Source organism: Pueribacillus theae, from assembly GCF_003097615.1.
Taxonomy (GTDB): Bacteria; Bacillota; Bacilli; order Bacillales; family UBA6769; genus Pueribacillus; species Pueribacillus theae.
The window spans coordinates 46,400-62,055 of the sequence record NZ_QCZG01000004.1; the positions used below are offsets into that span (position 1 = coordinate 46,400).

Genomic DNA, 15,656 nt, shown 5'->3' on the forward strand with positions numbered 1-15,656 from the left:
TTAGCCTAAGATTTCCATTGCAATTTTGGCTCAACGTTGTCAGAAACCGAATTGCGCCTCGTGAAGTCTGCTATAAGCACCTCTCATCATCAGTAATTCTTTATGATTTCCTTGTTCTACAATTCCTTCTTCTGTGACAACGAGAATACGATCGGCATGTTTAATCGTCGCTAGACGATGGGCAATCACAAGTGTTGTACGTCCCTGTGATAAATCTGATAAGGATTGTTGAATCGCAGCCTCTGTTTCCGTATCAAGTGCGGATGTCGCTTCATCCAAAATGAGAATGGATGGGTTTTTCAGAAACATACGCGCAATCGATAGACGCTGCTTTTGTCCTCCTGATAACTTGACTCCTCTTTCTCCAATCATTGTATCGAGGCCCTCTGGCAAGGAGAGGATAATGTCTTCAAGCTGTGCTTTTCTTGCCGCTTCCCAAATTTCTGCTTCTGTCGCATCCAACTTGCCATAGGCAATATTTTCACGAACCGTCCCATCAAATAGGAAAACATCCTGCTGGACAAGCCCAATATGTGAACGAAGAGATTCCAATGTCATGCTCCTTATGTCGATTCCATCGATCATGATCTCTCCTTTATCGATCTCATAAAATCGAGGCAATAAGCTGCAAATTGTCGTTTTTCCCGCACCTGAAGGGCCAACGAGAGCCACTGTTTCACCGGCACGAATCGATAAATTAATCTTCTCCAACACCTTCTCCTTCCCCTCATAACCGAAAGATACATTGCGGTATTCGATATTTCCCTCCAAATGCTGCATCTCTGCCGCATCTGGAGCATCTGCGATTTCCGGCTCGGTTTCAAGCAAATCTAAATAACGCCTAAAGCCAGCAATTCCTTTCGGATACATTTCGATCACTGCATTGATCTTCTGAATCGGACCGAGAAAAACATTCGAAAGAAGAACAAAAGCGATAAACTCTCCATATGTCATATGGTTTTGAATAACAAACCACGTTCCACATAATAAAACGAAAATGGATACGGCTTTCATAAGAATATGGCTAATCGATAAATTCCAAGCCATGAAACGATATGCCTTTAACTTTGCACGACGAAAACGTGCGTTATTTTCGATAAATTGATCAATTTCATGCTTTTCATTTGCAAAAGCTTGAACAACGCGCATACCGCTGACGTTATTTTCGACACGCGCATTGAAGTCCGCAATTTCAGCAAACATCCGGTCAAATGCCCGAGACATTTTCCGGCTGAAATAGAGAGCGAGAAAGATAATAAATGGCACAATAATAAACGTGAGGATGGCTAATTTAACGTTAATCGTGAGCATTAAACCAAATGCACCCGTTAATGTCATAAGTGCGATGAACAAATCCTCCGGACCATGGTGTGCAACTTCTCCAATATCCATTAAATCATTCGTCATACGAGATACTAAATGACCTGTTTTGTTATTATCAAAAAAACGAAAGGGTTGCTTTTGAATATGGACAAAAAGCTTTCTGCGCATATCTGTTTCAATATTTATCCCCAACTTATGCCCCCAGTAGGTCACAACATAGTGAAGAATCGAACTGATAATGTAAATTGCAAACAGCCCGAGACAAGCCCATAAAATATATGTCCAATTGCCGGACGGCAGCAAGTCATCCACTACTCGATTCACTGCCAACGGAAAAACAAGCTCCAAGAGGGCAGCGATGATGGCACAAGAAAAATCTAAGAAAAAGAGAGCTTTATAAGGACGGTAATAAGATAAAAATTGCTTTATCAAAGAACATCGCACTCCTGTTAAACACTACATATTTTATAAGAAAAACGCTGACGCCTCTTTCTTGGAGGTGAGATTGGTTTAAATTAGCGAATTGCCAATTTATACTATCTTATTTTATAGCAAAAGATAATGATAATCATTATCATTTTAGTACACAACGCTTCCTTTATCAATGGGAAATAAAAAATCTTGCTATTTTCAAATCTGTAATTGATAATGAATTTCATTTTCAGTATAATAAACTAGCATAATGAAATAAATCATGTTGCTATCACACAACAGCAAAATCACATTGCGGGAGGAAGATCCATTGATAACATGTATAAAAAATAATTTTATTTTTTATAGTATGCTATTTATTTCTATATTTTTGGTTGCATGTGGAAATGAACAACAAAGCACCTCAAATGTTAATAAGTCTGAACCAAAAGAAATCGCTGAAGAACGTGTATTAATTGATTCACTGGGGAATGAAGTAACCATTCCCGAAAAGCCTGAGCGCGTCATCGCACCCTATTTAGAAGATCATCTTGTCGCATTAGGAATCACACCTGTTGCACAATGGTCAGTAAACGATGGGGCATCCATCCAAACATACTTACAAGATTCATTGAAGGACATCCCGACGATCCCATTCGATCTTCCATTCGAAGCAGTCACTAGCTTTAACCCCGACCTTATTCTTATCGGTTCACCCGAAACTGTTGAAGGGGGCAAATACGAGCAATACAACAAAATTGCACCGACATATGTTTTAGGCAATGAAGAAAAGAACTGGCGAGACAAACTCCTAAAAATAGGAGAAATATTTGGCCAAACGGATAAAGCAAACGAAGTCTTGAAAGAGTACGATCAACAAGTAAAAGAAGCGAAAGAGAAAATTAAAAGTACAGTAGGTAAACAATCCGCCGCAGCAATTTGGATCACGAATGGTTCTATCTTTATGGTAAGCGAAACAGCATCTAGTGGCTCTGTACTATATGGCGATCTCGGACTACAAGCCCCTAACCTAGTAAAAGAGGTTTCGGAATCGGCAACAAGTGATTGGTCATCCGTTTCTCTGGAAAAGCTGGCAGAACTTGATGCTGATTATCTATTTCTTATTAATAGCGATAAAGGGAATGGTTCAGAAATGCTAAAGGATCCCCTTTGGGCAAACATACCTGCAGTAAAAAACGGAAATGTTTTTGAATTCGATCAAAATACTAGCTGGCTATACACAGGCGCCATCGCCAATAGTCAAATTATAAATGAGGTAGTAAAGTGTATAACAAAGTAATAAACTTGCAGAAAATATAGCTTTCGAAATGCTCCTTAGCCCTCTGTGTATGAAAGTACTTCTCCCATTCTATGTAACAGTTAAAAACCATCCATTTCATTCTAATCACCGAAATGTTCAAATAAATTTCTCAGAGGGCCGGGATGGTTCGTTGCTTTTCTCGCGTCCAAAACCATATTCCCGATTCAGATGCTCCTTGCCCAAACATACCCTATAATGAAAGTAATAAAAAAGCCCCTTAAGGAAGACACTAACGGCGGGTTAACATAAAAGCAAAGAGAATAATTAAAAAAGGAAGAAGGAGATGCTATGAATAAGAACATGTCGGAAGCAGGCTGGAATTTTGATAACAGTTATATCAGGCTACCTAAAACTTTTTTTGTCAGCCAAAGGCCGAACCCAGTGACTTCGCCAAAGTTAAAAGTCCTAAATAAACCTTTGGCAAAATCATTGGGATTAAACGTTCAAGCGCTTGAAAGGGCAGATGGTGCAGCGGTGTTTGCCGGGAACGAGATTCCGGACGGTTCTTCCCCTCTTGCACAAGCTTATGCGGGGCATCAATTTGGAAATTTCACAATGTTAGGAGACGGACGGGCGATATTATTAGGCGAACAGATTACTCCTTCTGGCGAACGATTTGATATTCAGCTAAAGGGAGCCGGAAAAACGCCGTTTTCGCGGGGAGGCGATGGACGGGCAGCACTGGGCCCGATGCTAAGGGAGTATATTATTAGCGAGGCTATGCATGCGCTTGGAATTCCTACGACCCGAAGCCTGGCAGTCGTAACGACAGGGGAAGAGATCATCCGAGAAACGAAACTGCCTGGTGCTATTTTAACTCGCGTAGCAGCAAGCCATCTGCGCGTCGGGACTTTTGAATACGCAGCTCAATGGGGCAAAGAAGATGAACTTCAAAAATTAGCTGATTATGCGATCAATCGCCATTTTCCAGACATTGAAACAGCAGAAGACAAATACCTTTTGCTGCTTTATCGTGTCATTGAACGCCAAGCTGAGTTAATTTCCAAATGGCAATTGGTCGGTTTTATTCACGGCGTGATGAATACAGATAACATGGCGATTAGTGGTGAAACGATCGATTACGGGCCATGCGCCTTTATGGACACGTACGACCCGGCAACGGTATTCAGCTCCATTGATGTCCAAGGCCGCTATGCTTATGGCAATCAGCCCGGAATTGGCCAGTGGAACCTCGCACGGTTTGCGGAAACGTTATTGCCTTTATTGCATGACGAGCAAGACGAGGCAATCAAGCTGGCGCAGGAGGCCCTTTCCGATTATGCAGACAAATTCGACAACCATATGCAAGCAGGCTTCAAGAAAAAGCTGGGGCTGTTTGGCGAAGAGGAACAGGATGAAGCATTCATTAAAGAGCTGCTCGGTTTAATGGAGAAGCATAAAGCTGATTTTACAAATACATTCCGGGCGCTGGCGCTTGAAAAACTTGATGCAAATGCTTCCCTATTCTCAAGCGCAGCATTTCAAGGCTGGTATAAGAAATGGCAGGAAAGACTTGACAGGCAGCAGAAAACAAAGGCCGATGCCCAAGAATTAATGAAAAAAAGCAACCCGGCTGTCATCCCTCGGAACCACCGGGTAGAGGAAGCGTTGGAAGCTGCAGTGGAACAGGACGATTACGGTGTGATGGAACGGCTTCTTAAAGCTCTCGCGAACCCTTACGCATACTCGCTTGAGCAAGAGGAATATGCTGCACCGCCTAAACCTTCCTCCTATCCGTACCGCACTTATTGCGGCACATGAGTAATGGGAATCGGCAGGTTTTGCTTTGTCTGCCCTTATTTAGTTCCGTTAATCCAAGTAATTTCAAGGATTGAACCCTGTCCAATACAGAGTTCAATCCTCAATAGTTGCCTAAATTATTTGTCTAGCTTTTTAGGTTCACTTCCATGTTGGGTGGTATTGACTTATAAACATTTTACTGCGGGTTGATCACAATTTCCACGCGCCGATTTTTACTCCTGCCTTCCTCTTTTTCATTCGATGCTATCGGTTTCGTGTCGCCATACCCTTGAATATGAACATCCAATCCGTCTATCTCGCCATCCTTTTTCATATAATCCCATACTGCCCTGGCACGCTTTTCAGACAGTTTCTTATTATATTCAGGATCACCAACATTGTCCGTGTGCCCATTAATGTGGATGACCGTACCCTTCTCTAAATCCGCTAGATCTTTTAGAATATCATCTAGAGTGTCTTTCGCTTCTTTTTTCAAAGCACTCTCATCAAAATCGAACAGCAAATCATCCGGCACTTGCATCTTGATTTCTTCTTCTTCCACAGTCATGCCCACTTCTTCTGGAGGATTCAAATCCGGTGCATCCAACATCACTTGAAGTTCCGCATATTGCTTTCCATCATCGTTCTTATGCACAAGGTCACCCTCTAATTTCTCTCCCTCTTCCCCGTATGCAGCGACTACATCTTCCCAAGAGTTACTGTCAGGCTCATATGTAATCGGCATATACATGCCATCCCTCAAATTAGTGTAACGAACACGCAGTTCAAAAGAACCATCTGGATTAACTTGAGTGAAATCATAAGAGAATGGCACAATACCACCCGACGCTTGCCTTAAGTTTCCACCGATTTGTGACCCTTCAAGGAGATTGCTTTTCCCGTGAAAATACAAATAATTGTGATCGCTCGTTACATCCGCTTCCATCCATACGTGAGGATCGCCATAATCGTCAGGCACCTCGCCCCACTCCGGTGTTTCAATGGAAAATGTGTAAGGCATTTCTTTGTCAGTGTCAATGATAAAATCCGCTTTCACCTCATACTTCCCATGTTCTTTCGTCCTGTACACTTGGGGACCAGTCACTTTCTCTAGATTTTCCCCGTAATGCTCTTTAGTTTCTTCGTTTCTGTTGGACAGTTTCAGATCAACCGCAATGCTAGACTCACGCCCCGGGAATTCAAAATAAAACGAGCCATCATCTTTAACGGTCGTGCTGTCTATAAAATTAGTCGAGGCAAATCCGACATCGTTAACACCGCTTGAATCTATGGACGTACCGGGCAATAGATTGCTTTCGCCTTTAATGGTAATCTTATCTTCTGTAACCGTTACCTCGCCCCCAATCCACACTTCTAAGTTGCCCAGATCAGATCCTGAGCTGCCGCTGTCTTTACCACTCGCTTCTTCAGATAACTCATTTTCTAATTCCTGACCCGAGGCAGCGGCATCTTCTGAACCGGGTTCATCCTTGACAGCCAAGCATCCCGTCAGTACAAGTGCACAGCCTATCAGGAAAATAAAAGTAACTCCCAAATCATTCCGCATTTTTCATCCTCCTTAGGGCAAAAAACATAGTAGGGGTTCTTTTTTTGGTAAAAAATTTTTGGGCAATCGGAAAATAGTGTAGTTTTTTTCTGAATTGAGGAATACGAACTGCACTTCATTATCACGTTCAATTTTTAATAAGACGATTCATACTCAGCTTGGACTCCATATCTTTCCGATACGGGACCGGCATATTAAAACGGATAGCATGTTGTTAATGTCAACGTCGGCTTATCTTTCTCTACGGTTACTGTCCGATCTTCAGGATCGGCAATCCCTATTTTTTTGATTGAATAACGGTACTCTTTATCGTCATACTGAACTGTGAAAGCATCACCATTTTCTAGTTCTCCAAGCTTTCTGAAAACAGTATCGCGATGGCCACTTAAAACCGTATGGCCACCTTCAGGATTCGGAGTGTCCGCCAATTGGCTCACATACATGCCGACACCTTAAAAAACCAGCTAAAACTGTAGTGTGAAGCACCATTATTTAGTAAATACTATGTTTAATCTTAGGTCAAACGTGCAAAAAGAAGTTTGCCACAGCTCCTCTATCCCCAAAATCCTAATCTTGATTTTCCATCAGCTGAATTTAAGACATTTGTTACAAAAATAAGTGTTATTTGAATATTTTTTTCATACTATATCCCCATTTTTTTAAAAAAAGAGATGAAAATTAAAAATGTGTAAGTCTAACTATTCATTTTTTGAAATGATGTTTTCTAATTTTGTACAAATTACAGAACCAATAACAAGTCCTTAATCCCCTTGTACGAATCATTTATTGCATATATAATAACAACTTATTCAAGTCTACAGCTATTTCATGGCAAGAAAAACTCAAATTGGAGCGATACAACATATGAAAAAGTTATGGTTAGTAATCTTGCTTATCCCTGCATTGCTAGTTATTGGATGTAGTAATGAGTCGAAGGAATCAACTACATCCAAAGAATCATCAGCACAAGCAGAAAACAGCGAAAAAGAAGGAAAAGAAACTAAAGAAAAAGATAACTCTGCACCGCTTGTCGATGAAAATAATCCATTAGATGAACGAGCAATGCTGGAAGAAGCAATGAATCGGCAAAGAGACGTGTTAAAATTAAGCTTCATTACAGATGATTATCGAAGTAGTCGAGTAAATGTGGGTTATTATCCTTTGGACGATGAATTCTCATATGCAGCAAGCTACATGTACCCTCATCTCATTTCTTCCATTTTCTTTGAAGGTGGAACTACTAATCTAACATCCGATAATGGGCATATCGATACCTCTAACGGAGAAAAACTTGATCACAACTCTTTGGATGCATTGTATGGCGCTAATGAGTCTACAAGCGGCGGAGATACTTACTACATTACCGGTGAAGATAAAAACGGTGCAAGTTATATCGTTACTGCCGAAGATTCGAATCAAGGATATACAAATGAGATGATGAAGCTTATGGGCAAATCAATGAAAACAGAAGAAGAAGGTGCTTACGATCCTTTTTATCATATGTTTTCACTGGATATAGACAAACTTAAATTTCCAAAAATAAATAAAAAGCGTTCAGATATCTATGCTGCCGGCATAGGAGTTGAGGAGGGAAGTATAGGTTCCCATATTGGCATTACCTATCTAACTGGCGACAGAGATCAGATTTCATACTCAATCCAAGATAAGGAAAGTTTATGGGTGAATGATGACCTGTATGAAGAGGTAGGTGAGGAAAAAACACCTGGTGGATATAGCGTCATTGAGTATTCAGACAACGGGGAGGACGATCGTTATTTCTATTGGTCAGATGGCGAGTATTATTATGAACTTGTAGTAACCGCATCCAACGATAAAACGATTGCTACTGAAGATATCTACACAATCATCGATTCAGCAATGAGCGACGATCGAGCGTTTGCAACGAAAACTGTTTTTGATGCAATAAATGAAAAGCCGGCATTTACGGAAAATGAAAAAGAGTTAAATAAATTAATAGAAAAACTAGAAGATAAAAACTAGATGAATAGAAGCTGTCCCGAAAGTCCCAAAAACCGCAGAAGAATTGTGTGATGTATGAAGGAATGAAGTTATTATTGTTAATAAAAAAGAAAGCCCTCTAAGGTAGTAACCCCTAAAAGTTAGATTTTTTACTCTAATTTTGGGGGTGCAGTACCGTGATGATGGGCTTTCTGCATTCGTTCCGCATTCAATTGTACGCGTTCTCTTACTGCCCTATGACAATCGATCCTTAAAATCCTGATAGCCGAATTTATGCAAAATACGGCATTCGCCATGCTTATCTCTAATCGCAATCGATGGCAATGCCATGCCGTTAAAGGTGTTGTTTTTCACCATTGAGTAGATGGCCATATCACCGAAGACTAATCGGTCGCCGCTCTCCAATGGCTGATCAAATGAATAATCGCCGATAATATCGCCCGTGAGGCATGTCGGGCCACCTAGCCGATACGTATGTGTTTTTTCACCTGCTTCACCTGAACCAAAGAGCGGCGGCCGATAAGGCACCTCCAACACATCAGGCATATGGCATGTAGCAGACGTATCCAAAATCGCAATGTCTATTTCATTTTCCATCGTTTCAAGCACCGTTGTAACGAGAAAGCCCGCATTTAAAGCGACAGCTTCCCCCGGCTCAAGATAAACCAGCAAACCGTATTTTTGCTGCATACGCTTGATGCATTTTTCCAGCAATCCGAGATCATATCCTTCTTTCGTAATATGATGTCCTCCGCCGAAGTTGATCCATTCAAACTGCGGGAGCCACTGTCCAAACTTTTCTTCCACGGCATCAAGCGTTTTTTCCAATGCGTCGGCATTCTGCTCGCATAGTGTATGAAAATGCAGGCCTGAGACACCTTCAAGCAAGTCGGGGCGAAAGTTTTTTAACGTGACGCCGAACCTTGAGCCGGCAACACACGGGTCATACATGCCGTTCCCTTCTTGCGTGGAACATTCTGGATTGATGCGAAGCCCTATGTTTTTACCTGCTTTCCGTATGTTATCTTTGAATCTCTCAAGCTGTGAAAAGGAGTTGAAAATGATATGATCACAAATCGAGAGTATTTCGTCGATTTCATCCTTACGGTAAGCAGGAGAATAGACATGGTTTTCTTTCCCCATCTCCTCATAGCCTAGCTTAGCTTCATATAACCCGCTGGCTGCTGTCCCGCTCAAATACTTTCCGATCATGGGGTACATCGCATACATGGAAAAGGCCTTTTGTGCGAGAAGAATTCTGCAGCCTGTACGTTCCATGACACCGTTCAGGATTTTAAGGTTCCTCTCAAGAAGAGCTTCATCGATGACATAGCAAGGTGTTGGCAACTCTTCAAACCGCATATCAGTCAACAAGCTCCGGATGAAAGCTTTCTTTCCAAGGAAGCCCCCATTTGTTCAATGCTTCCATGAACGGATCTGGGTCAAACTCCTCAATATTATAAACGCCGGGCTTATTCCATTTTCCTGTCATCAACATCACGGCACCAATCATCGCAGGAACACCTGTCGTATAGGAAACGGCCTGTGAGCCTACTTCTTTGTAGCACTCTTCATGGTCGCACACGTTGTACAGATAATACGTTTTTTCTTTTCCGTCTTTTTTGCCGCGAAAGATGCACCCGATATTCGTTTTCCCTTTTGTACGCGGCCCAAGAGAAGCAGGATCAGGCAAGACCGCTTTTAGAAATTGAAGGGGGATAATTTCTTTTCCTTCAAACATAATCGGTTCAATGGATGTCATGCCAACGTTTTCGAGACATTTTAGGTGGGTTAAATAGCTTTCTCCAAATGTCATGAAAAAGCGAATTTGCTTTAAGCCGGGAATATTTACAGCTAGTGATTCAAGTTCTTCATGGTAGAGCAAATACATATCTCTTTCACCGATTTCAGGGAAATGGTAGACGCGTTTAATTTCCATCGGTTTTGTTTCGATCCATTCCCCTTCCTTCCAGTACCTGCCGTTTGCTGAAACCTCGCGGATATTAATTTCAGGGTTAAAATTCGTTGCGAAAGGATAGCCGTGATCCCCTGCGTTGCAATCAAGGATATCGATATATTCGATTTCATCAAAATGGTGCTTCAGCGCATAAGCGGAAAATACACCTGTAACGCCAGGATCGAAACCGCTCCCCAGAAGCGCTGTAATGCCTGCTTCTTCAAAACGTTCGCGGTAAGCCCATTGCCATTTGTATTCAAATTTTGCCGTATCCTCTGGCTCGTAGTTCGCTGTGTCCAAATAGTTTGTCTTTGTCGCAAGACAAGCATCCATAATTGGAAGATCCTGATAGGGCAACGCAAGGTTCATGACGATGTCAGGCTGTACTTCATTAATTAGAGCAATCAGTTCGTCTACATGATTTGCATCCACTTGCGCTGTTGTGATTATTGTTTTTCCACCGTCAAGTTTTGCTTTCAAGTCATCGCATTTTGATTTTGTCCGGCTTGCGATACAGATTTCTTCAAATACCTCACTGTTTTGTACACATTTATGAATGGCTACTGAAGCCACACCACCACAACCAATAATAAGTGCTTTTCCCATTTTCCTCTCTCCTCTCCCATAGGGAACAAAAGATTGTAACTTCATTCAGCAGAAGTCCCCACTCTGTTCAATTTATAAACTATAAAGCTAAAAGTAATTCTCTAATTACCTTACAGGCAGTCGCAGTCGAAATGCCGCTAGGATCATATGCAGGTGAAAGTTCATTGATGTCACACCCTGCGATATTTAAGCCATTGCATACTGTTAAAATTGCATCAAGCAGCTGTATAAATGTGACGCCGCCTGCTTCAGGTGTACCTGTTCCAGGAAATACTGATGGATCAAGTACATCAAGGTCCACAGTAAGATATACCGGTTTGTCCCCAATTTCGTTTACGATGTTTTGCAGTCCTTCAAAATTGAATTTATTCGTGAAGACATGGCCTTCTGCACTCCATTCGAATTCAGAGCGATCGCCTGAACGGATGCCAAACTGAAAGATGCGCCCGTCCCCAAGAATGTCATGGCAACGGCGGATCACAGATGCATGGGACAGTGTTTCACCGAGATAATCTTCACGCAAATCGGTATGAGCATCGAATTGGATGATGTGCAAATCCGGATGCTTTTCGGCGACAGCCCGGACCGCTCCAAGCGTAACGAGATGCTCACCACCGATCATAAAAGGCAGCTTTCCATCTTCTAAAATCTTGTTTGTCCGCTTTTGAATTTCATTCAGTACCCGCACCGCGTTACCAAAGCACAGCTCAAGATCGCCACTGTCAAAAACCGAAAGATCCATCAAATCTTTATTTTGGTAAGGGCTGTACGTTTCGAGCCCAAATGATTCCGAACGAATCGCCGAAGGACCAAAGCGTGTACCTGGACGAAAAGAGGTCGTCCCATCAAAAGGAGCTCCAAACAAGACAATCTTTGCTTCCTCATATTCCGCTTCACAGCCAATGAATGTTTGGATGTTTTTATTCAGCATCTTTCAGCAACTCCTCTACATAAGTAGGCAAGGAAAAAGCGCCTGCATGCAGCTTCGTGTTATAATAACGCGTTTTGATTCCGAGCTCATTCCATGCTTCCATGTTTAAATCGGAGATTGGATGATACGCTTTCGATGCAAATCCAAACAGCCAATGTCCTGACGGATAGGTTGGAATATGCGCTTGGTAAACATAGCTGATTGGAAAAGAGTCTACAATTCGTTTGTGCGCCCGCTGCATCGCCGTTGCATCCCCAACATAAAAAGGACTTTCATGCTGGTTCACCATAATGCCGTCTTCACGAAGCGCTTTATAGCAGCTCCCGTAAAATTCCTTTGTAAATAAGCCTTCTCCCGGGCCGAACGGATCGGTTGAATCAACAATGATAAGATCATACTTATTTTCACAAGAGCGAACGAATTTGACGCCGTCCTCTAAATGGATGTGCACCCGGGGCTCATCAAAGCCTGAAGCGATCTGCGGCAAATATGTTTTGCACACATCAATCACCAGCCCATCAATTTCCACCAAGTCAATATGCTCTACTTGCTGGTAACGTACCAGTTCACGGACGGCGCCTCCGTCTCCTGCACCGATAACGAGAATATTTTGCGGATTCGGGTGCACAGCCATCGGGACATGGGTAATCATTTCGTGGTAGATGAATTCATCCTTTTCGGTAAGCATCAGGTAGCCGTCAAGCGTCAGGAAGCGCCCAAATTCTTTCGATTCAAATACATCGATGCGTTGGTATTCACTTTGGGCGCTGTATAGTTGCTTTTCCACTCTGATTGAAAGCTTTACATGAGGTGTATGGCGTTCACTAAACCACAATTCCATGTTTACATTCTCCTTTTAATTTTATTCAGCTGAAGTCCTCCGCTTCGATAAGTGGCGGGATGGACGATAAATATTTTTACAATTCAGCGGGGTTCAAATCCTGGCTGAATAAAATTAAAGCCTCCGGCGGATGTCACAGATTTTTTAATTGAAGCAATTGAAGTTCGACTAAAAACGCAACGTCATGTTGCAACGTCGAACTGACCTACATCCTGTAGCCCTAAGCTCGAAAAAAATCTGGACGCAATTACTCCAAGGCGTAATTGATTATAACATTCAGCCGTTCGATGTTATGGTCTTCAGGCCCTGTCATGGAGCAGCCTTTTTCTTTTGCATATTCGATATAATCGATGATTTCCTCCGTGATGCGTTCTCCCGGCGCAAGAATGGGAATCCCAGGCGGGTAGCACATTACAAACTCGCTGCACACCCGTCCAGCGGCCTCTCGTAATGGCAATGATTCCTTTTCTGCATAAAACGCATATTGCGGCGTCGTGAGCACCTCCGGATCGATATATTCTTGTGTGATAAGGCCAGATTTATCCCTTCGATAGCGGCGGCGGATTTCAGCAAGCGCACTGATTAACCGCTCCACATCCCGTTTTCGGTCTCCGACGGAAACATAAGCAAGAATGTTGCCGATATCCCCGAATTCGATTTGGATATCATATTCATCACGCAACAGGTCATATACCTCAATCCCGGCGAGACCGATATCAAGCGTATGGACCGACAGTTTCGTTACATCAAAATCAAAAATACTGTCGCCGTTGACCAGTTCTTTTGAAAAAGCATAATAATCACCAATTTTATTGATTTCACTGCGCACGTATTCTGCTAATTCGATGACCTTCCTGAAAATTTGCTCACCATGTAAAGCAAGGTTTCGGCGGGAAAGATCAAGGCTGGAAAGCAGAAGATAAGACCCGCTTGTCGTTTGGCTCAAATTAATAATTTGCCTTGCATAACCTGCATTTACCGAAGGCCCCATTAAAAGAAATGAGCTCTGCGTCAAACTGCCTCCTGACTTATGCATGCTTACAGAAGACATATCTGCGCCTGCTTCCATAGCTGAAACAGGGAGGCTTTTCTCAAAAGACAAATGTGTGCCGTGCGCTTCATCAACCAATACGAGCATATGATGTTTGTGCGCCAATTTAACGATGCTGCGCAAATCCGAACAAATGCCATAATACGTTGGATTATTCACTAATATCGCTTTTGCGTCCGGGTTTTCCAGTATGGCTTTTTCGACTTGTTTAATGGACATCCCGAGTGAAATCCCAAGTCTTTTGTCAATCTCGGGATTCACATAAACTGGCTCCGCTCCGCATAGTACAAGCGCATTGATGACACTGCGGTGAACATTACGGGGAAGGATGATTTTGTCTCCTTTCTTACAAGCAGTCAGTACCATACCTTGCACAGCCGATGTTGTACCGTTCACCATAAAGAAAGCTTGTGCCGCACCAAAAGCCTGTGCCGCTAAGCTTTCTGCTTCCTTAATGACAGATGTTGGATGGCATAAATTATCCAGCGGCTTCATCGAGTTGACATCTAAGCTGACACATTGCTCTCCCAAAAAAGCCGTCAGTTCTGGATTGCCTCTTCCCCGTTTATGGCCTGGCACATCGAAAGGAACGATCCGTTTTTTCTTGAATTGTTCCAACGCTTCGTAGATTGGCGCCCGTTCCTGAGAAAGCGAGTGCGTTTTCTCTTTTTTATTCATCAGTAGACCTCCACCCCACTGAATATCTCGACCATTTCACGCCGGAGACTTGTCATGATCTCAAGCCTCTTTTCCGGGGATATCTCATACACATCAGTGTTGAACAAATAATTTTGCAAATCGATTTCCTTAATAAGCATTTTTGTATGAAACAGATTTGCCTGGTATACATTTAGATCGACCGCATCGTAGCGTTGCAATATCTTTGGTTCAATATAATCCTGAATTGATATCATTTTATGATCCATATACAGTTTTTTTCCTTCGACATTACGGGTGAAGCCGCGTACTCGATAATCCATTGTAATAATATCCGAGTCAAAGCTTCGGATAAGATAATCGAGCGTATAAAGAGGTGTAATCTCTCCGCATGTTGCAACATCAATGTCTACCCGAAATGTTGCAAGGCTGTTGTCGGGATGATATTCAGGATAAGTATGAACGGTCACATGGCTTTTGTCCAAATGTGCCACAATCGTATCACGGTCGGCAGATGGCGATTGGCCTTCGGCAATTAAGCACGTCACGCTCGCACCTTGTGGATCGTAATCCTGCTTGGAGATATTCAACACTTGTGCACCGATCATCTCTGTAACCCGAGTCAATATACTAGTCAATCGCTCTGAATTGTATTGTTCATCAACGTATTCGATGTAATCCTGTTGCTCACGGGGGGTTTTGGCATAACAGACATCGTAAATATTGAAACTTAAAGATTTTGTTAAATTGTTGAAGCCGTAAAGTTTAAGTTTATTCTCCACATCACATACCCCCTCAAAAAATAAAAAAGCAAGTGCATGCCGCTTGATCGCGCATCCCTTGCTTATCGATATATTTGTAATATAAAAAAGCATATTCAATCAGATCATTGCCATAAAGTTCCAAAGGGTATTATGGCAGAAAGCTTTTTAATATTCAAATATACCCGAATAGGTTTCTTAGAGTCTATATAGCAAATAATTTACTTTTACCACTCTTATTGACCGTTTCACAAGTTGATGAGCGTTTGCACGCTTTGGTTATAAAGTAACCAACTTATAAAAGTTGAGCTTTTAACTCAATCAATAAGGCAACAAAGTTGCCAATCGGCAGTTGACCCGGCTGTCCGTATGGCCTTGACTCTCCCTTGGAAAGTGGTCAAAGTTATTTGCTCGGAAAGACTCTTATTCATGAATATTTGCTTTCCTTAAAATAATAACTCGGTTATTTTATCAGCTAAAAGAGAATTTTTCAATAGGAAATAAAAATTT

The 15,656-nt window shown here is 42.2% G+C and carries 11 protein-coding genes and 1 pseudogene; 3 read left to right on the top strand and 9 right to left on the bottom strand.

Going from position 1 to position 15,656, the window contains the following annotated elements; translation table 11 throughout:
• Nucleotides 1-39: 39 nt before the first annotated feature.
• On the bottom strand, nt 40-1,755 hold the full coding sequence (locus DCC39_RS03265) for an ABC transporter ATP-binding protein (RefSeq protein WP_116553457.1): 1,716 nt from the start codon (nt 1,753-1,755) through the stop codon (nt 40-42).
• Nucleotides 1,756-2,065: 310 nt separating this feature from the next.
• Here DCC39_RS03265 and DCC39_RS03270 point away from each other — a divergent pair, with 310 nt between their 5' ends.
• Both DCC39_RS03270 and DCC39_RS03275 read left to right on the top strand, forming a co-directional pair.
• On the top strand, nt 2,066-3,034 hold the full coding sequence (locus DCC39_RS03270) for an iron-hydroxamate ABC transporter substrate-binding protein (protein WP_240613519.1): 969 nt from the start codon (nt 2,066-2,068) through the stop codon (nt 3,032-3,034).
• Between the two features lie 309 nt (nt 3,035-3,343).
• The gene (locus DCC39_RS03275) at nt 3,344-4,816 is read left to right on the top strand and encodes a protein adenylyltransferase SelO (RefSeq protein WP_116553459.1); all 1,473 of its coding nucleotides are present in this window, start codon (nt 3,344-3,346) and stop codon (nt 4,814-4,816) included.
• A gap of 175 nt (nt 4,817-4,991) precedes the next feature.
• On the opposite strand, the gene DCC39_RS03280 is transcribed toward DCC39_RS03275, so the two are convergent.
• A complete protein-coding gene (locus DCC39_RS03280) occupies nt 4,992-6,362 on the bottom strand; it encodes an OmpA family protein (protein WP_116553460.1) in 1,371 nt (456 codons plus the stop codon).
• 194 nt (nt 6,363-6,556) lie between these two features.
• Nucleotides 6,557-6,814, bottom strand: a pseudogene (locus DCC39_RS03285) (sortase); the annotation flags it as partial.
• 412 nt (nt 6,815-7,226) lie between these two features.
• On the opposite strand from DCC39_RS03285, the gene DCC39_RS03290 reads away from it, so the two are divergent.
• Nucleotides 7,227-8,363 carry a hypothetical protein gene (locus DCC39_RS03290; protein ID WP_116553462.1) on the top strand — a complete coding sequence of 379 codons (1,137 nt, stop codon included), beginning with the start codon at nt 7,227-7,229 and terminating at the stop codon, nt 8,361-8,363.
• A 213-nt stretch (nt 8,364-8,576) separates the two neighbouring features.
• Here the strand turns inward: DCC39_RS03290 and nspC are convergent, their stop codons facing one another.
• From nspC to speD, 6 genes are all read right to left on the bottom strand, one after another.
• Nucleotides 8,577-9,704, bottom strand: coding sequence for a carboxynorspermidine decarboxylase (nspC, locus tag DCC39_RS03295; protein ID WP_116553542.1), 1,128 nt, complete (start codon nt 9,702-9,704; stop codon nt 8,577-8,579).
• A 1-nt stretch (nt 9,705) separates the two neighbouring features.
• A complete protein-coding gene (locus DCC39_RS03300) occupies nt 9,706-10,905 on the bottom strand; it encodes a saccharopine dehydrogenase family protein (protein WP_116553463.1) in 1,200 nt (399 codons plus the stop codon).
• A 79-nt stretch (nt 10,906-10,984) separates the two neighbouring features.
• Complete coding sequence (gene speB, locus DCC39_RS03305; protein ID WP_116553464.1) at nt 10,985-11,836, bottom strand: agmatinase; 852 nt, start codon at nt 11,834-11,836, stop codon at nt 10,985-10,987.
• The gene (gene speE / locus DCC39_RS03310; protein ID WP_116553465.1) at nt 11,826-12,677 is read right to left on the bottom strand and encodes a polyamine aminopropyltransferase; all 852 of its coding nucleotides are present in this window, start codon (nt 12,675-12,677) and stop codon (nt 11,826-11,828) included. The genes speB and speE overlap by 11 nt, the downstream gene beginning before the upstream one ends.
• A 247-nt stretch (nt 12,678-12,924) precedes the next feature.
• Complete coding sequence (locus tag DCC39_RS03315) at nt 12,925-14,406, bottom strand: aminotransferase class I/II-fold pyridoxal phosphate-dependent enzyme (protein ID WP_116553466.1); 1,482 nt, start codon at nt 14,404-14,406, stop codon at nt 12,925-12,927.
• A complete protein-coding gene (gene speD, locus DCC39_RS03320; protein WP_116553467.1) occupies nt 14,406-15,167 on the bottom strand; it encodes an adenosylmethionine decarboxylase in 762 nt (253 codons plus the stop codon). The genes DCC39_RS03315 and speD overlap by 1 nt, the downstream gene beginning before the upstream one ends.
• Between the last annotated feature and the right edge of the window lie 489 nt (nt 15,168-15,656).

Bases quoted from the DNA above. Each gene is read 5' to 3' on its own strand.
- DCC39_RS03315 (WP_116553466.1), bottom strand. From the start codon at position 14,406: ATGAATAAAAAAGAGAAAACGCACTCGCTTTCTCAGGAACGGGCGCCA.
- DCC39_RS03290 (WP_116553462.1), top strand. From the start codon at position 7,227: ATGAAAAAGTTATGGTTAGTAATCTTGCTTATCCCTGCATTGCTAGTT.
- speE (WP_116553465.1), bottom strand. From the start codon at position 12,677: ATGGAATTGTGGTTTAGTGAACGCCATACACCTCATGTAAAGCTTTCA.
- DCC39_RS03280 (WP_116553460.1), bottom strand. From the start codon at position 6,362: ATGCGGAATGATTTGGGAGTTACTTTTATTTTCCTGATAGGCTGTGCA.
- speB (WP_116553464.1), bottom strand. From the start codon at position 11,836: ATGCTGAATAAAAACATCCAAACATTCATTGGCTGTGAAGCGGAATAT.
- DCC39_RS03275 (WP_116553459.1), top strand. From the start codon at position 3,344: ATGAATAAGAACATGTCGGAAGCAGGCTGGAATTTTGATAACAGTTAT.
- DCC39_RS03300 (WP_116553463.1), bottom strand. From the start codon at position 10,905: ATGGGAAAAGCACTTATTATTGGTTGTGGTGGTGTGGCTTCAGTAGCC.
- nspC (WP_116553542.1), bottom strand. From the start codon at position 9,704: ATGCGGTTTGAAGAGTTGCCAACACCTTGCTATGTCATCGATGAAGCT.